This is a genomic window from uncultured Arthrobacter sp. (genome assembly GCF_964021775.1).
Taxonomy (GTDB): Bacteria; Actinomycetota; Actinomycetes; order Actinomycetales; family Micrococcaceae; genus Arthrobacter.
Genome location: NZ_CAXHZI010000006.1, coordinates 135,640 through 152,476, shown reverse-complemented (window position 1 = coordinate 152,476; position 16,837 = coordinate 135,640). Strand labels below are relative to the sequence as shown.

Below are 16,837 nucleotides of genomic sequence, written 5' to 3'. Positions count from 1 at the left end.
GACCCTGCGGCGCCGCAGTACGCTAGAACCATGATTAACGTCCTCGTCGCCGATGACGAGCTGCCCGCTGTCGAGGAGTTGGCCTTCCTGCTCGGCCGGGACGAACGGATCGGGGCCATCCACCGCGCGTCCTCCGGTGCCGAGGCTTTGCGCGCCTTGGAGGCCGAGGAGGTCGACGCCGTCTTCCTGGACATCCACATGCCGGCCCTCTCCGGGCTGGACATCGCCCGGGTCATCTCCCGCAGCGCCAAGCCCCCCGCCGTCGTCTTTGTCACCGCCGACGAGGACTGCGCGCTGGAAGCGTTCGAGCTGGCCGCCGTCGACTACCTGCTCAAGCCCGTCCGCGCCGAGCGACTGGCCCGGTCGATCGGCCGGATCAGCGAGCTGATCCGGGAGGGTGCCCCGGCGCCGGAGATGATCACGGTGGATCTGGGCGGGACCACCAAGATGATCCGGCGCGAGGACGTCACCTACGTCCAGGCCCAGGGCGACTATGCCCGGCTGCACACCGCGGACGCGAGCTACCTCATACGGGTGCCGCTGGCGGACCTGGAGCAGCAGTGGGCCGATGCCGGTTTCCTCCGCATCCACCGTTCCTACCTGATCGCGCTGAACCACGTCAGCCACCTGAAGCTGGCCGCGGCCCGCCCCAGCGTAACCGTGGCGGGCGCCGAACTGCCGATCAGCCGCCGGCACCTGCCGCCGGTCCGGGAGAAACTCGAGGCGACCCGGATCCGGCCGCAGGCATGACCCGGGTCCGTGTCACCGCCCCGCGCAGCGTCAGGGCTGGCAGCGCGGCCGCCGGACGTTCCGCCGCCGACACCCGCGAGGCCGCCGAGGAGTCCGACGCCGGGCAGGTGTTCGTCCGCTCGCTGATCCGGTCCCAGCTGCGGCTCGGCATTGTGGTGGCCGCCGGGTTTCTGCTGATCCTGCTCGCCTTCGCCCTCATGCTCGGGCTGGTGCCGGGCCTGGCCGAGCTGCGGATCGCCGGATTGCCCTTCGACTGGGTGCTGCTGGGCGCCGGGATCTACCCGGTGATCGGTCTGAGTGCCTGGCTGTACGTCCGGACGGCGGCACGGAACGAGTCCCGTTACCGCGACCTGGCCGGGGACAAGTGAGGCGCGGGTGAATCCGGTGGTGGGGGTCGCGGCCTTCGCGGCCGTCTCGCTGGCCACCGCCGTGATCGGTTTCTACGGGCTGCGGGTTTCTCGCACCACCGGGGATTTCTACGTCGCCTCCCGCACGGTGCGGCCCTGGTGGAACGCCTCGGCGATCGGCGGGGAGTACCTCTCGGCCGCCAGTTTCCTGGGCGTCGCCGGGCTGATCCTGCTCTCCGGCACCGACGCCCTGTGGTACCCGGTCGGCTACACGGCCGGGTATTTGATGCTGTTGTTGTTCGTCGCCGCCCCGCTGCGGCGTTCCGGCGCCTATACGATTCCCGATTTCACCGAAGCCCGGCTGGATTCCCGGGCGGTGCGCCGGGTCACGAGCTTCGTGGTGGTGGTGGTCGGCTGGCTCTACATCGTGCCGCAGCTCCACGGCGCGGCGCTGGCGATCCGGATCACCACCGGCCTGCCGGCCTGGGTGGGACAGGTGGCCGTGGTCGCCGTCGTCTGTGTGACTGTGGTGTCCGGCGGGATGCGGTCCATCACCTTCGTCCAGGCCTTCCAGTACTGGCTGAAACTGACCGCCCTGGCCGTGCCCGTCCTGTTCATCCTGTTCGTCCTGGCCGGCACCGGGTCCCCCGCCGTCGCCGAGGCGGCCGTGAACCCGACGGCGCTGGCCCCGGCGGGCCCGTACCAGAACATCTCCCTGCTGGTGGCGCTGTTGTTCGGGACGCTGGGGCTGCCGCATGTGCTGGTGCGCTTCTACACCAACCCGGACGGCCAGTCGGCGCGCCGGACCACACTGATTGTGCTGGGACTGCTCTCGGTGTTCTACCTCTTCCCCACGGCCTACGGCCTGATCGGGCGGACCTTTGCCCCCGGCCTGGCGAAGAGCGGCCAGGCCGACGCCCTGGTGCTGCTGCTGCCGGGGCGGATGATCGGCGGAACCGCCGGGGACCTGCTCTCCGCCCTGGTGGTGGCGGGCGCTTTCGCAGCTTTCCTGTCGACCACCTCAGGGCTGGTGGTGTCTCTGGCGGGCGTGATCAGCCAGGACGTCCTGGGCGGCAGCGTCCGCGGCTTCCGGCTCGCCGCCGTGATTTCGGCGGTGGTGCCGCTGGGGATTGCGACCATGACGGACTCCACGGCGTTGGCCGGGAGCGTGGGCCTGGTGTTTGCCTTTACGGCCTCAACCATCTGCCCGGTCCTGCTGCTGGGCATCTGGTGGCGCGGACTGACTGATGCCGGCGCTATCGCCGGGATGCTCACCGGGGCGGTGTTTTGCGGCGGTTCCATGATGGCCGGCGCGGTGCTCGGCGCCGCCGGCACACCGCCGTGGCTCGCGCAGCCGGCCGCGTGGACGGTCCCGGCCGCCTTCACGGTGATGGTGCTGGTGTCCCGGGCCACCCAAGGCCGCGTTCCGCGGACGATCACCCGGCTGATGACCAGGCTGCACACCCCGGAGCGGCCGCTCGCCACCGAACGGTGACACGTCCGACGCCGAAGGCGTCGCAGGCGTTGGGTACGGGCGTGTGGCGCGTCAGTCGATGGCGGCCATGAGTTCGACAACCCGGTCCAGGAACGCGTCGACCTGGCTTTCCTCGTAGCCGTCGCGCCCGACGGCGGGGCGGAAGACGGCGCGGCGGATGTTGTCCACGCTGAGCGGCTGGTCCTCCTCGAGGTAGCCGATCAGCTCGTGGCACAGATCGTCGACGTCGGCGGTGTTGTAACTGCGCACTTTTGCCTTGGCAGGGCGGCGGAAGCGCTCCCCGTCGGGGCGGTGCAGGCGGCCCCGGAGCAGGCCGGCGAGCCGGCCGATCTCCCGCAGCCAGGCTTCCTCGCCGCGCTCCCCGATCAGTTCGTCGCGTTCCCGCCGGGCCAGGGCGTCCTCGAGGCGGTCCAGGGCCGCGTCCACGCCGGCGGCCGAGTAGCCGCCCTTGACCGGGTCGAAGGAGACGGCCCGGACATCGGCACTCTTGACCGACCGTCCCGCGGCGTCGGGCGACTCGAACGACACCCGCGCACGCTGCAGGAACTGATCCACCTGCTTGGCGTTGTAGCCGTACTGGTTCCGCTCCACGCGGTCAAAGGAGGCCGGAATCTGCCGTTGAATGTCCACTGTAACTATGTTTCCTTCGATGCCGTTCGGCTCTGGTTGCGCCGACTTCAGGCGTAGTTGCCCGGCACCATTCTAGGCACCGAGGGGGCGGGGCGCTGGGTTAGCCGGCAGCGCCGGCGGAGAAGATCATAAAGGCCACCGGGGACGCGAACACGATGGAGTCCAGGCGGTCCATCACTCCCCCGTGGCCGGGCAGGATGCTGCTCATGTCCTTGATGCCAAGTTCCCGTTTGACCATGGATTCGGCCAGGTCGCCGGCGGTGGCCGCGGCGACCATGCCCACAGCGAGGGCGGCGCCGAACCACCAGGGTTCGCCCAGCACGTAGATGCTGGCGAGCACCCCGACCAGCACGGCCCCCGCGATCGACCCGCCGAAGCCCTCCCAGGACTTCTTCGGGCTGATCTTCGGGGCCATCGGATGTTTGCCCAGGGAGGCACCCACGAGGTAGCCGAAGGTGTCATTGGAAACCACCAGCAGCAGCAGGGTGCCGATCTGCCAAGCCCCGATCGGCACGACCCCGCCGGGCCACGGGCCGATCGGGGTGACGCCGCCGGAGGCGTGCAGCGGCAGCACGGCGAAGCTGATCAGGAACGGCACCCAGGCCATGGTGAAGACGCCGGCGAAGATGCTGCGCGCGGATCCGGCCGCGCCTTCCAGGGAGCGCCACAGCAGGACCGCGACGCTGCTCAGCAGCAGGGCGAACAGCAGGCTCTCAGGGCCGCCGAAGTAGGCCGCAAGCGGCATCGCCACGGTGCCCGTCATCGCGGGGATGATCGGCAACCGGGTGCCCGAGGCCTCCAGCGCACGGAAGACCTCCCAGACGCCGAAAACGGCGAAGGCGGTGACGATCAGTACAAAGGCCAGGGGCAGGAACAGCAGGCCGCCCAGCACCGCGAAGAGCATGGCAAGGCCAACCGCCGTGGCGGCAGGAAGGTTCCTGCCGGCTTTGGGCGTCGGGTTTTTCCGCTCTTTCCCCCGCACCCGGACACGCGGTCCGGGGGCCTGCTGTTCGTCCCCCATCAGACCTCGAGCAGCTCGGCTTCCTTGCGCTTGAGAAGCTCGTCGATGCCGTCGACGTGGGCCTTGGTCAGCGCGTCCAGTTCCTTTTCGCCGCGGGTTCCCTCGTCCTCGCCGGCTTCGCCGTCCTTGACCAGCTTGTCCAGGGTTTCCTTGGCCTTGCGGCGGATGTTGCGGATGGACACCTTGGCGTCCTCGCCCTTGGCTTTGACGATCTTGACGTATTCCTTGCGGCGTTCCTTGGTCAGCTCCGGGATGGTGATCCGGATGACGTTGCCGTCGTTGGAGGGGTTCGCACCCACCTCGGAGTCGCTCAGGGCCCGTTCGATATCCCGCAGGGCGGTCTTATCGAAGGGGGTGATGAGGATGGTCCGGGCGTCCGGCACAGCGAAGGAGGCCAGCTGCTGGAGCGGCGTCGGCGAACCGTAGTAGTCCACCAGGACCTTGTTGTACAGGCCCGGGGTGGCGCGTCCGGTACGGATCGAGGCGAAGTCTTCCTTGGCTACCTCAACCGCCTTGTCCATCTTGTCTCCGGCTTCGAGCAAGGTTTCTTCGATCACGTTCTCTCCTCAGAAATTGGTGCGCGCCCCATGACCCGGGGAGCGGAACTGTCCTAAAAAATATCCTAGCCGCAGCTAAGGGGTGACCACGGTGCCGAGGTCCTCGCCGCGGATGGCCCGGGTGACGTTGCCTTCGCCTTCCATGCCGAATACCACCATGGTGAGGTTGTTGTCCTTGCACATGGTCATGGCCGTCTGGTCCATGACGCGGATATCGCGGCGCAGCGCCTCGTCGTAGCTGAGCCGGTGCAGCTTCTCGGCGGAGGGGTCCTTCTTCGGGTCGGCGGTGTAGACGCCGTCGACCCCGCTCTTGGCCATCAGGACGACGTCGGCGTGCACCTCCATGGCGCGCTGGGCGGCGACGGTGTCGGTGGAGAAGTACGGCAGTCCGGCGCCGGCGCCGAAAATCACCACGCGGCCCTTCTCCATGTGGCGGATGGCGCGGCGCGGGATGTAGGCCTCCGCGACCTGGCCCATGGTGATGGCGCTCTGGACCCGCGTCTCCACGCCGGCCTGCTCCAGGAAGTCCTGGAGGGCCAGGCAGTTCATCACGGTGCCGAGCATGCCCATGTAGTCGGCGCGGGAGCGGTCCATGCCGCTCTGCGAGAGTTCAGCACCGCGGAAGAAGTTGCCGCCGCCAACGACGATGGCGACCTCGACGTCGGGGACGGCGGCCGCGATCTGCTTGGCTACCCCGCGGACGGTGTCAGGGTCAACGCCCAGTTTGCCGCCGCCGAAGACCTCGCCGGAGAGTTTCAGGAGTACGCGGCGCCTGGTCTTCTTTGGCTGGGCTGAATTGTTGACGGTATCCATGGTGCCTTCCCGTTGGTGAGCTCTGAAAAAGGGTATCGTGCCGGGGGCGAAAGGATGCATTCCGCCCCGGAGCCCGCGTCCTGCGGGTGCATGCAAAAGGGGTGGCCACCGCAGTGACCACCCCCTCAGCGTGACTTACTTAGGAACCGACGCGGAAACGCGTGAAAGCGGTTGCCTTGACGCCGGCCTCTTCGAGGACCTGCGCCACGGACTTCTTGGCATCCTTGGCGAATGCCTGGTCAACGAGGACCTCGCCCTTGTAGAAGCCGGTAACGCGGCCTTCCACAATCTTGGTCATCGCTGCCTCGGGCTTGCCCTCGGCCTTGGCGGTCTCCTCGGCGATGCGGCGCTCGGACTCGACCAGCTCGGACGGAACGTCCTCGCGGGTCAGGTAGTTCGGGGCCATAGCGGCGATGTGCACGGCGACGTCGTGGGCGGCGGTGGCAGCAGCGTCGCCTTCGCCGTCAACGGCGAACAGCACGCCGACCTGGGCCGGGAGGTCCTTGGAGGTCTTGTGCAGGTACGCGTCGACCGTCGGGGCCTCGATGCGGGCAATGCGGCGGACGACGACCTTCTCGCCCAGGATGGCGCCTTCTTCGACGACAACCTCGGAGAGCGGCTTGCCGTCGACGTCGGTGGCCAGCAGGGTGTCGAGGTCGGCAGCGCCGGACTCAACAGCAACAGCAAGCACCTTGTCGGCGAGCTGGATGAACTTGTCAGCCTTGGCGACGAAGTCGGTCTCGCAGTTGACCTCGATCATCACGCCGACGCCGCCGTCGACCTTGGCAGCGACCAGGCCTTCCGCGGTGGAGCGGCCTTCACGCTTGGTAGCGCCCTTGAGGCCCTTGATGCGGATGATTTCGATGGCCTTCTCGGCGTCACCGTTGGCTTCGTCAAGAGCCTTCTTGACATCCATCATGCCGGCGCCGGTACGCTCGCGCAGAGCCTTGATATCAGCGGCAGTGTAGTTCGCCATGTGAACCCCTCTGTCTAGAAATTTGTGTGGTGTACGGACCGACAGGACGGCTGCTCACTTGCAGTGAGCGGCCATCCTGTCGGTACCCCTTACGCAGCGGACTGCGCGCGGGGAGATCCAGATTTATTTGTCTGACTACTTGGCTTCGTCGGCGGCCGGAGCAGCTTCGGCAGCGTCAGCGGCCGGGGCGGCTTCAGCGGCCGGGGCCTCTGCGGCTTCCGGAGCAGCAGCTTCGGCGGCGGCCGGAGCGGCAGCCTCTTCAGCCTTGCTGCCTTCGAGGAGCTCGCGCTCCCACTCCGCCAGCGGCTCTTCCGGAGCTTCGGTGGTGCCGGTGGCGCGCTGGTTGCGGGCGATCAGGCCCTCAGCAACGGCGTCGGCAACAACGCGGGTCAGCAGGTTGACGGAGCGGATGGCGTCGTCGTTGCCCGGGATCGGGAAGTCGACTTCGTCCGGATCGCAGTTGGTGTCCAGGATGGCCACAACCGGGATGTTCAGCTTCTTGGCCTCGTCAACGGCGAGGTGTTCCTTCTTGGTGTCGACAACCCAGAGGAGCGAAGGCGCCTTGGTCAGGTTGCGGATACCGCCGAGGTTGGTCTCCAGCTTGGTCAGCTCGCGGCGAAGGAGCAGCAGTTCCTTCTTGGTGTAAGCGGAACCGGCGACGTCGTCGAAGTCGATCTCTTCGAGTTCCTTCATGCGCTGAATGCGCTTGGAAACCGTCTGGAAGTTGGTCAGCATGCCGCCGAGCCAACGCTGGTTGACGTAGGGCTGGCCGACGCGGGTGGCCTGCTCGGCAATGGCTTCCTGTGCCTGCTTCTTGGTGCCGACGAAGAGGACGGTGCCGCCGTGTGCAACGGTGGCCTTCACGAACTCGTAGGCACGGTCGATGTAGGACAGCGACTGCTGCAGGTCGATGATGTAGATGCCGTTGCGCTCCGTGAAGATGAAACGCTTCATCTTCGGGTTCCAACGACGGGTCTGGTGTCCAAAGTGGACGCCGCTGTCAAGCAGCTGGCGCATAGTTACGACGGGCATGCCGACGCTCCTTCCGGCAGGTCATTCATGAGAGAGCCCTGGGCTCTCTTACCCTGCCAATAGTTGACGGTTGTTTAGCAACACCCAGGCGGGTGTTCCTCCTGGTATCCACCGCACCCCTCATCCGGACCCTGGGGCCGGACCGTAAGAGGCGCAGTCCTCCGCACCCGGAAGCCGGGCTTCGGACAGGGAGGGCTGGATACGCGTAGTCAGCCACTGCTCCCGCACTCCTGAATGAGACGTGCTGCCTCTCCAAATCAATGGAAGGAGGCATGAGGGCACAGCAAACTGCTCCACCAAGTGTACTACAGCGGACCCGCAGGAATGGACCTGTCCCGGGCAGGCATCCTGACCTTAATCCGAGGGGACTCCGGGCGGAAAGCCGTGCTGGAACCCCGCCTGGAACCCGGGGCGGATATCCACATAGCCGCCCCGGGGACTTCCCCGGCCAGGTAGGCCACGGCAGGCTGGCGGCATGAAGGTTTCCGATGCGCCGGCCGCGCAGTTGATGGCACTGCTGATCACCCTGGCCCCGCTTTCGGGGGCGGCTCCGCCGGCGGCTGCCGGCAGTTGGAGCTGGCCACTCTCCCCCAGGCCGGCCGTGCTGCGCGTTTTCGACCCGCCGGACCGGCCCTGGCTCAGCGGCCACCGCGGTGTGGACCTCCGCGCTGCGTACGACGGCGCGCCGGTCACGGCGCCGGCTGCGGGCAAGGTCAGTTTCGTGGGCTTTGTGGTGGACCGTCCGGTGGTCACCATCGATCACGGCAACGGCCTGCGGAGCAGTTTCGAGCCTGTCGAGAGCACGCTGCGGACCGGCAGTGCCGTCGGTGAGGGGTCGGTGCTGGGACGGGCGCTGCCCGGCCACTGCGGCCGGACGCCGTGCATCCACTGGGGTGTGCGGCGCGGCGATGAGTACCTGAATCCGCTGGCTTTCGTGATGGACCTGCGGCCCTCCATCCTGCTTCCGCCCGTGAATCCCGGTTCGGGACTGGGCGGCTCCGGATGAAGGGCCGCAAGGGTGCTGCGCGGGACGTCCCTGATGTGCAGGGCCTACCCCGGAGCGGCTAGACGATGGCCGAGATCCCGGTGATCGCCCGGCCGGTCACGAGGGTGTTGATCTCGTGGGTGCCTTCGTAGGAGTAGATCGCCTCGGCGTCGGAGAAGATCTTGGCCATCTCGTAGTCCGTGACGATGCCGTTGCCGCCCAGCAGGCTGCGGCCAATGGCGACACTTTCGCGCATCCGGGCCGTAGTGAATGCCTTGGCGAGGGCCGACTGCTCGTCCTTGGCCTCGCCGGCATCCTCGAGCTGGGACAGGCGGACCATCATGCCCATGGAGCTGACAGCGTTGCCGAGGATCTGCACGAGCTGGTGCTGGACCAGCTGGAAGGAGGCGATCGGCCGGCCGAACTGGCTGCGCTCGACCGCATAGCGGCGGGCGACGTCGAACGCGGCCAGCTGCTGGCCGACGGCCTGCCAGGCGACGGCCAGGCGGGTGACCTTAAGGACCTTGTTGGTATCCCGGAAGCTGTTGGCGTTGGCCAGCTTGAAGAAGTCCGGCACCACGACGTTCTCAAGGGTGATGTCTGCGTTCTGAACGGTGCGCAACGAGATTTTGTTCTCGATCTTGGTCGCGGTGTAGCCCTCGGTCTTGGTATCCACGAGGAAGCCCTTGACCTGGTTGTCGGCCAGGTCCCGGGCGTAGATGACAACCCAGTCGGAGAAGGTGGCGTTGCCGATCCAGCGCTTGGCTCCGTTGAGGACCCAGCTGTCGCCCTCGCGCCGGGCTGTGGTGCGCGTGCCGCCGGCGACGTCGGAGCCGCCCAACGGCTCGGTCAGGCCGAAGGCGCCAATCTTCTTCAGTGAGTAGATGTCCGGCAGCCAGGCGTCCTGCTGCTCCTGCGACGCAAGCGCCTCGATCGAGCCGGTGAAAAGCCCGTCGTGCACGCCCAGGAAGGTGGCGATGGAGGTGTCCGCGCGGGTCGCCTCGGCGTGCAGGATGCCGGCGAAGAGGTTGGAGTAGCCCTGGCGCTTGACCGGGCTGACCAGGTCGATCTCCGCCAGTTTGGGGATCAGCTCCATCGGGAATTCGCCGCGGTTCCAGCAATCCACCGCGATCGGCTTGACCTCGCGGGTGAGGAACTCGCGGACCTCCGCCAGCCGGTCCCGCTCCTTGCCGCTGAGCAGCTGCTCAAAGGCGAAGAAGTCACCGTCGGCGTAGGGGAGGTTGTTGATGTCGATTGCAGCTTTGGACATGTTGTTCCTTCACTTGTGATCAGCAGCGACCAAAAGGGCGCGGGCGTCGCGCCGCGGATATGTTACTCACCAGTAACATATCCCAGGATTCGGCCGGGTGGCAAGTGACGCGGCACACGCCCGGCAGTGGATCCGCTCCGCGCGGGCGCTGATGCACGCGGGTGCGCGGGCGCCGATGCGAGCGGGGTGCGGGCCGGGCGGGAACGCTCGCGGGGTGCCGGCCGGCGCGGGAATGCTAGCGGGTGCGCGGGCGCCGATGCAGGCCGGGCGGGAACGCCCGCGGGGTGCGGGGCGGCGCGGGAATGCTCGCGGGTGCGGGCGCCGATGCAGGCGGGGTGCGGGCCGGGCGGGAACGCAAAAGGGGCCGCCGCCGGCGTCGTACGCGCCTGCTGCGGCCCCGGAGACACCGCGGGTGTCCAGGTCATTCCACTTGCGATGTAGGGCTACTCGGACTTGAACCGAGGACCTTAGGATTATGAGTCCCGCGCTCTAACCAGCTGAGCTATAGCCCCAAGGGCCAGGACGACCGGCCCGGGCGGGCCGGACCGTTCCGGGCAAAAACACTCTAACAATAGTAGTCGCCCTGGCCCGGGCAACTCTCGCAGCCGGGGTGCGCCTAGACGACGAGGTCGTCGTAGCTGGCGCCCCGGTAGATGTCCTCAAAGGTCTGGAGCGTGCGCTCAATGCTGTGGCTTTCCACCATGCTCCGGCTGGCCTTGCCCATGGCTGCCCGCTCGTCCGCGGGCAGCGACAGCACGCGTTCGATCTTGGCAGCCAGGTCGCCGCTGTCGTTCGGCGTGAACAGGTAGCCGTTCTCGCCGTCGTGCACCAGGTGCGGCAGGGCCATGGCGTCGGCCAGCACCACCGGGGTGGACGCGGACATCGCTTCCAGCGTTACGAGGGACTGCAATTCGGCCGTGCCGGGCATGCAGAACAGGTCGGCGCTCAAGTAAGCCCGGCGCAGCTCCTCGTCACTGGCCAGGCCAAGGAACTTCACCCGGTCCTGCAGGCCGAGGCGCTGCACCTGCGCCTCCAAAGCGGGCCGCACCTCTCCGCCGCCGACGATTTCCAGGTGGACGTCCAGCGCGGCCGGGGTCTTGGAAACGGCGTCGATCAGCACGTCAATGTGCTTTTCCTCCGCGAGGCGGCCCACGAACAGCACGGTGGGGCTGGCATGGTGTACCGATTCCTCGCCAGGCTTCAGTTCGTAGGCGGCGGCATCAATGCCGTTGGACAGGGGCAGCACCTTGCGCAGGAAGGCGTGCTGGTGCATGGCCTTGGCAGCGAGCGGGGTCGGCGTCGTGACGACGTCGGCCTGGCCCATCACCTTGCCCATGTCGCGCCAGGACACGCGGCCCACGATGTCCTTGAACCACTGCGGGAAGGGCAGGAACGGGTTCAGGTTCTCCGGCATGAAGTGGTTGGTTGCGACGATTCTGATGCCGCGTTTTACCGCCTCGTAGAGGACGTGTTCACCGATCATGTAGTGGCTCTGGATGTGCACCACGTCCGGCTGGATCCGGTCGAACAGCAGGCTTATTTCTTTCTTGATCTCCCACGGGAAGGTGATCCTAAAGTACTCGTGGGTGGGTACCGAGTGTGAGCGCAGGCGGTGCACGGTGGCCTCGTCACGGAACTCGCTGAAGCTCTTGCCCTTCCCTGGCCGGCACGCCAGGACGTGGACGTCGTGGCCGCGCCCCGTCATGCCCTTCGCCAGGCGGTAGCCGAACTGCGCAGCACCGTTGACGTGCGGGGGGTACGTATCCGCCGCGATCAGGATGGTCAGCTTTTTGTCGGGTTGGTCGTTCTGGGGCATGGTCACGGGGATAGCTCCTGGTGGTCACGGTGCGGTCAGCGGGGCTGTGGTGGCCGGCTGGCCGTGGGCGCTGGCGAGGTGCCTGCGCCTGAAGTCTGCGGCGCCGCCCTAGGACAGCCGTCCCGCGGCCTTCCGCGCGGCCTTCTTGCGCTTGGTGACCTCGGGGTGGTGCCGGGAAAGAGCGATCACTCCCACGATAGCAAGGAGTGCCGCCGTGCCCATGGCAATTGCCGTCACGGCGTGGACGTCGGGCCGCAGTTCCCCCAGGATCACGATGCCGATCGCGATGCCGATGATCGGGTCGATGACCGTCAGGCCCGCGATCACGAGGTCAGGCGGCCCCCCGGAGTAGGCGCTCTGGACAAACCAGGAGCCCAGGCCGCCGGCGGCCACGATCGCGACCAGCGTGTACCACTGCACGTTGAGCAGGAACTGCCCGTTCGGGTCGAGCAGGTGCTTGCCAATGATGCGCGTCAGGACGGCCACGAAACCGAACAGCACGCCGGCGCCGAGGATATAGACAAAGGCGCTCATCCGGTGTTTGAAGAGCAGCGCCAGGGTGCCGAAGAGGCCCACGGCCAGGGCCAGCAACAGCACGATGGTCAGTTCGTCCGAGCCGCTGACGTGGTGGTTTTCCTGGGTGACGTTGACGGCGAGCACCACGAAGAGTGCCGATCCGGTGACGCAGGCGGTGATGGCCACGACGGTGGCCCGGTTCATGCTGAGCCCCTGGTCTTTGGCATTGATGATCGTGGTGATAACCAGGGCAATCGCACCGATCGGCTGGACCACGGTGAGGGGCGCCGAGACGAGTGCCACGGCGTTCATCGCCGTGCCGACGCCGAGCAGCAGCAGGCCGAGGACCCAGCGCGGGTTGCGGATCAGGCGGAGCAGCCCATGCGAGCTGAGCGCCAGGCCCCCGGTGTCCGCTTTGACGGCGCTCCCCTGCCGCTGGGCGCCGAAAGCCAGGAAGAAGGCGCCCAGCACCGCCAGGACTACTGCCAACCAGACCATCAGCGCAGGCCGCCGTCGTTAGTGCCGCCGTCGTCGGTGCCGCTTGCGTTACTGCCGCCGTCGCGAGCGGGCTGTCCGCCGGGATTCGCGGTGGCGGCGCTGCGGGACCTGAGTTCTTTGCCCTTGCGGATGATGGCCCAGAAGTAGTTGTAGGCGGCGATCCAGTGCCCCACCAGGCCCAGCCCCAGGAAGATCCAGGCAGCCACGAAGTAGGCATCCGTCCCCGGAATGGGCAGCTTGGACAGCACCAGCAGCGGCGTGCCCACCAGCAGCAGCGCGGTGCGGATTTTGCCGATCCGACTCACGGGCAGGTCGGGGTGGCTGTGGAAATAGAAGAGTGAAATGGAAAGCAGCACCAGGTCCGGAACGAGCAGGGCCGTCAGGTACCACCATTCGACGACGCCGGCGATCACGAGGGTCACGACGACGGCGATGAGGGACAGCCGGTCCGCAATTGGATCCATGATGCGGCCCAGCTTGGACATCTGGTTGAAGCGGCGGGCGATGTAGCCGTCCACCCAGTCTGTGCTGCCCATGATGGCCAGCACCAGCGCTGCGGTGCCGTACTCCTGCTTGGCGAGGACCAGCCAAATAAACAACGGGACGCCAAGGAAACGGACCACGGTCAGCAGGTTGGGAACGGTGAAGACCAGGTCCTGATGGATCTGGGGCTGCCCCGGCCGCGTGCCAGCGCCGATGAACCTCATCCGTTCCCCCTTTCCACAGCCGGCAACGAGTTAGCGTCGGAGTCCAGGGTGCGGCCTAGCCCTTGAGCAGTCGGCGCAGCATAACCACGAGGGCCGCCGTCGAGGCAGCGAGGGCCGCCAGCGGCTTCCAGCGCTTGGCGAGCTCGTCCGCCACGGCGGACACGCCAGTGTTGCCGGCGGTAGCGCCAGCGGAACCGGGGGTGCCGGTGGTGCCGGCGGTGCCGGTCGTACTGCCGGTGGCCTTGGCCTGGCTGCGGAACCCGGCGATCTTGTCGTCTACGAGCTCCTTGCCTTCTTCCAGCTTGTGCTGGGTGGCAGCGAGGAGGAGCTGGGCCTGGGTCTTGACGTCGAGTTCCTGCCCAAGCTCGTCGCGGACGCCGGTAAGGTGCTGGCGGCGCTGGTCGAGGCGGCGGCGCAGCTCTGCCTCGGTGGGGGCGGGGCCGAGGTCGGGCTGTTCGGCTGCTTTCTTGGCTTCCTTCTCGGCCTTGGCCTTGGCCGCGGCTTCATCCTTGGCTGCCTTCGCTGCCTTGGCCTGCGGGGAGTTGGGATCCAGGACGGCGGCGTCGAAGGACGAACCTTCCTTCGCGATGCCGAGATCGTACTTGAGGCCGCGGATGGTCTCCTCGGGGAGCAGCGGCATCGCCTTCTTGAAGCGGCTGTAGCCGATCAGGCCCACGATCAGGGCAATGACCAGGAAGGCGGCGCAGACCAGCAGGGCCGCGAGCCAAGCCGGCATAATCGTGGCCAGGCCCATGATGGCGGCCACGATGAGCCCGATCACCAGGAACACGACGAAGACGAGTGCGACCGCCAGGAAAGCCGCCGCGACGCCGAGCTGGATGCCCTTGCGCTTGAGTTCCGCCTTGGCAAAGGCAATCTCATCATTGAGCTGCCGGGGCGCCAGTTTAAAGATCAGTTTTACGGTCTTGGGCAGCGCGGAAAGGCGCAGTCCCCCGTTTGTCCTGCCGGTGTGCCGTCCGCTCATCGGGTCCGCCTAACTGGTTCCATCTGTGATTCCGCTTCCGCTGGATTGCCGGGGCGGCGCGGTTTCCCGCGCGCCTTGGTGTCAAAACTACCATTCAGGGTCCCGACGGCGCCGCGCGGGCGGCCGCAACGGGGTGTGGCGTGCAGGCGCACCGCGGTTGCACGGACCGGCGGTGCGGACCGCCGTGCCCTGCGGGGGTCTTTCGACCGACTCCGCGGCGCGCTCCGGCGGCGTCCGGCGGTGACCCGCGGCCTTCGCCGCGCGGACCGGGCCGGCTTCGCTTCGCGGACGACGGCGGGTGGGCAGTTTGTCCTGCGCGGCGCGGGCCTAGGATTGACCTCTGTGCATACACCCAGCAATCCCGGCGATTCCCTGACCCGTCGTCGTAAGCTCCTTTACATCCTGATGCTCGGCGCTTTGACGGCGCTTGGGCCGTTCACGGTGGACCTCTACCTCCCGGCGTTTCCCGCCCTGGAGGCGAGCCTTGGCGTCACTGAGGCCGCGGTACAGCTGACGCTGACCGGCACGACCGTCGGCTTCGCCCTGGGCCAGCTGGTGGTGGGGCCGCTGAGCGATAAGTTCGGGCGGCGGTTTCCGCTGATCCTGGCCACGGCGGTTCACATCGGTGCCTCACTCGGCGCCGCCCTGTCCACGGACATCGCCACGCTGGGCCTGTTCCGGGTGCTGATGGGAATCGGAGCCGCCGGCGGAGGCGTGGTGGCGATGGCGATGGTGCGTGACCTCTTCAGCGGCTACGCGATGGTCCGGATGTTTTCCCGGATGGCGCTGGTCAACGGGCTGGCCCCCATTTTGGCGCCGGTGATCGGATCGCAGTTGCTGCTGCTCATGCCGTGGCCGGGCATTTTCTTCTTCCTCGCCGGCTACGGCACCTGCGTGATCATCGCGGCCCTGTTTGTGGTGCGTGAAACCTTGCCGCGGGAACTGCGGGGCACCACCGGCCTGACCGTCCGCCAGCGTTACGGCGTCCTCTTCGCCGACCGGATCTTCGTGGGCATGCTGCTGCTGGGCGGCATGAACTTTGGCGGCCTCTTTACCTACCTCTCGGCCTCGCCGTTCCTCTTCCAGGACGTGTACGGCTTCTCGCCGCAGCAGTATGGCCTGCTGTTCGGTGTTAATTCGCTGGGGATCGTGGCGGGCGTCCAGACCAGTTCCCGGCTGATCAAGCGCGTCCCGCCGCAGTGGATCCTGGCCTGCTCGACGGCGTGGATGTTCCTGATGGCGCTGTTGATCGTGGTCTTCGACCAGCTTGGCTTCGGCCTGTGGGGCGTTATGGTGCCGCTCTGGTTCTACATCCTGGGGGCCGGGTTCACCTTCCCGTGCGTTCAGGTGCTGGCCCTCGCCAACCACGGCGCGCAGGCGGGAACCGCCGCTTCGCTGCTCGGTGCCGCGACCTTCCTGATGGCCGGAATCATCTCCCCGGTGGTCGGCTGGCTGGGCCTTGGCTCGGCGACGCCGATGGGTGCCGTCCAGGCCGGCTGCATCCTGCTGGCCGCAGCCTCCCTCTGGTTCGTGGTCCGGCCGCGGACGGTTCCCTCGATCCACTAACGAGGCCCGCTCCCGGAGGGACATGCCCAGCCTCCGCCGCCAACAATGGACAAAACGGGCATATGCCCACCCTTTGACGCCCGGAAGGGGCATGTCCCCTGGGCCGGAACGTGCACCGGACAGGCTCCCCGCAGGGACATGCCCAGCCTCCGCCGCCAACAATGGACAGAACGGGCGTATGCCCAGCCTTTGACTACCGGAAGGGGCATGTCCCCAGGAACAGGATGCGCGGGACCATGCTGCCCTGTTCGCGGCCGGTGGCTGGGGATAAAGTTGTTGTGTGCCTGACTGGCAGGACCCTCCTCCCCTACCGGCCACGTGGCAGCGGTGCGACGACGGTATTCTGCCCCTGTGGTGGGAGCGGCTGTGCTCGCAGACCAGCCCCCAGTCGGCGGCCCTCTATGCGGCCGGGCTGTTCACCGAGGACCGGCGTCGACCGATCGCCCAGTGGTACAACCCCGCCTATGATTCAGCCCTCCTGGTCGCCCCCGAGACGTCCCCCGAGTGGCCCGTGCAGCGTTTCGGCATCTTCTACGCGCCCCCGCGCGGCGGCTTCACCCGCGTGCATTCCTCCGCCCACGAATGGCATCCGCGGAAACCCCGGCAGTCCCCTACCGAAGACGAGGCCTTCGAGGCGGCGGTCACCGAGGCGGAGCGGTTCCTGCAGGTCGAGATGTTCTTCGTTTGACGTGCCGTGTCCGGCCCTGGAGTGGCGGGAAGGGAAACAACAAGAAAAAAGGCCCCGCAGCCGGTTATCCACCGGCCGCGGGGCCTGTTCGCTCCTCCTGCTGGACTTGAACCAGCAACCCTTCGATTAACAGTCGAATGCTCTGCCAATTGAGCTAAGGAGGAATGAAGCAGGTACGACATTAG

Annotated in this window: 17 protein-coding genes and 2 tRNA genes; 6 read left to right on the top strand and 13 right to left on the bottom strand. The window is 67.3% G+C overall.

What is annotated here, in order from left to right:
• The first annotated feature begins 30 nt into the window (after positions 1-30).
• The 3 genes from ABIN76_RS08490 to ABIN76_RS08480 are packed head-to-tail and all read left to right on the top strand — an operon-like array spanning position 31 to position 2,592.
• Complete coding sequence (locus tag ABIN76_RS08490; protein ID WP_346959265.1) at positions 31-750, top strand: LytTR family DNA-binding domain-containing protein; 720 nt, start codon at positions 31-33, stop codon at positions 748-750.
• Positions 747-1,118 (top strand): hypothetical protein, encoded by a 372-nt coding sequence (locus ABIN76_RS08485; RefSeq protein ID WP_346959264.1) that lies wholly within the window; start codon positions 747-749, stop codon positions 1,116-1,118. Before ABIN76_RS08490 ends, ABIN76_RS08485 begins: the two co-directional genes overlap by 4 nt.
• 7 nt (positions 1,119-1,125) lie before the next feature.
• Positions 1,126-2,592: a cation acetate symporter gene (locus ABIN76_RS08480; RefSeq protein ID WP_346959263.1), complete on the top strand. Its 1,467-nt coding sequence runs from the start codon at positions 1,126-1,128 to the stop codon at positions 2,590-2,592.
• A 51-nt stretch (positions 2,593-2,643) separates the two neighbouring features.
• On the opposite strand, the gene ABIN76_RS08475 is transcribed toward ABIN76_RS08480, so the two are convergent.
• The 6 genes from ABIN76_RS08475 to rpsB all read right to left on the bottom strand — a co-directional run bounded on the left by ABIN76_RS08475 (position 2,644) and on the right by rpsB (position 7,621).
• Complete coding sequence (locus tag ABIN76_RS08475; protein ID WP_346959262.1) at positions 2,644-3,222, bottom strand: DivIVA domain-containing protein; 579 nt, start codon at positions 3,220-3,222, stop codon at positions 2,644-2,646.
• Between the two features lie 100 nt (positions 3,223-3,322).
• Complete coding sequence (locus ABIN76_RS08470; protein WP_346959261.1) at positions 3,323-4,243, bottom strand: phosphatidate cytidylyltransferase; 921 nt, start codon at positions 4,241-4,243, stop codon at positions 3,323-3,325.
• Positions 4,243-4,800: a ribosome recycling factor gene (gene frr, locus ABIN76_RS08465; RefSeq protein WP_346959260.1), complete on the bottom strand. Its 558-nt coding sequence runs from the start codon at positions 4,798-4,800 to the stop codon at positions 4,243-4,245. The genes ABIN76_RS08470 and frr overlap by 1 nt, the downstream gene beginning before the upstream one ends.
• A 75-nt stretch (positions 4,801-4,875) precedes the next feature.
• A complete protein-coding gene (gene pyrH, locus ABIN76_RS08460; RefSeq protein ID WP_146335261.1) occupies positions 4,876-5,613 on the bottom strand; it encodes a UMP kinase in 738 nt (245 codons plus the stop codon).
• A 139-nt stretch (positions 5,614-5,752) separates the two neighbouring features.
• Positions 5,753-6,589, bottom strand: a complete 837-nt coding sequence (gene tsf, locus ABIN76_RS08455; RefSeq protein WP_346959259.1) for a translation elongation factor Ts — start codon at positions 6,587-6,589, stop codon at positions 5,753-5,755.
• A 135-nt stretch (positions 6,590-6,724) separates the two neighbouring features.
• Positions 6,725-7,621, bottom strand: coding sequence for a 30S ribosomal protein S2 (rpsB, locus tag ABIN76_RS08450; RefSeq protein WP_346959258.1), 897 nt, complete (start codon positions 7,619-7,621; stop codon positions 6,725-6,727).
• A gap of 508 nt (positions 7,622-8,129) precedes the next feature.
• Between rpsB and ABIN76_RS08445 the strand changes: the two genes are divergently transcribed.
• On the top strand, positions 8,130-8,627 hold the full coding sequence (locus tag ABIN76_RS08445) for a M23 family metallopeptidase (RefSeq protein ID WP_346959321.1): 498 nt from the start codon (positions 8,130-8,132) through the stop codon (positions 8,625-8,627).
• A gap of 58 nt (positions 8,628-8,685) precedes the next feature.
• Here ABIN76_RS08445 and ABIN76_RS08440 read toward each other — a convergent pair whose 3' ends face one another.
• The 6 genes from ABIN76_RS08440 to ABIN76_RS08415 all read right to left on the bottom strand — a co-directional run bounded on the left by ABIN76_RS08440 (position 8,686) and on the right by ABIN76_RS08415 (position 14,398).
• A complete protein-coding gene (locus ABIN76_RS08440) occupies positions 8,686-9,876 on the bottom strand; it encodes an acyl-CoA dehydrogenase family protein (protein ID WP_346959257.1) in 1,191 nt (396 codons plus the stop codon).
• Between the two features lie 438 nt (positions 9,877-10,314).
• Positions 10,315-10,388 (bottom strand) — tRNA-Ile (locus ABIN76_RS08435).
• Positions 10,389-10,492: 104 nt separating this feature from the next.
• A complete protein-coding gene (locus ABIN76_RS08430; protein WP_346959256.1) occupies positions 10,493-11,698 on the bottom strand; it encodes a glycosyltransferase in 1,206 nt (401 codons plus the stop codon).
• Between the two features lie 102 nt (positions 11,699-11,800).
• Entirely contained in the window at positions 11,801-12,706 is a 906-nt protein-coding gene (locus ABIN76_RS08425; protein ID WP_346959255.1) for a DMT family transporter, read from the bottom strand.
• Entirely contained in the window at positions 12,706-13,413 is a 708-nt protein-coding gene (locus ABIN76_RS08420; protein ID WP_346959254.1) for a CDP-alcohol phosphatidyltransferase family protein, read from the bottom strand. The genes ABIN76_RS08425 and ABIN76_RS08420 overlap by 1 nt, the downstream gene beginning before the upstream one ends.
• Positions 13,414-13,468: 55 nt before the next feature.
• Positions 13,469-14,398, bottom strand: coding sequence for a phage holin family protein (locus tag ABIN76_RS08415; protein ID WP_346959253.1), 930 nt, complete (start codon positions 14,396-14,398; stop codon positions 13,469-13,471).
• Positions 14,399-14,740: 342 nt separating this feature from the next.
• Between ABIN76_RS08415 and ABIN76_RS08410 the strand changes: the two genes are divergently transcribed.
• Positions 14,741-15,964 carry a multidrug effflux MFS transporter gene (locus ABIN76_RS08410; RefSeq protein WP_346959252.1) on the top strand — a complete coding sequence of 408 codons (1,224 nt, stop codon included), beginning with the start codon at positions 14,741-14,743 and terminating at the stop codon, positions 15,962-15,964.
• A gap of 280 nt (positions 15,965-16,244) precedes the next feature.
• A complete protein-coding gene (locus ABIN76_RS08405) occupies positions 16,245-16,652 on the top strand; it encodes a hypothetical protein (protein WP_346959251.1) in 408 nt (135 codons plus the stop codon).
• Positions 16,653-16,743: 91 nt separating this feature from the next.
• Here the strand turns inward: ABIN76_RS08405 and ABIN76_RS08400 are convergent.
• Positions 16,744-16,816, bottom strand: a tRNA-Asn gene (locus ABIN76_RS08400).
• Positions 16,817-16,837 lie beyond the last annotated feature (21 nt).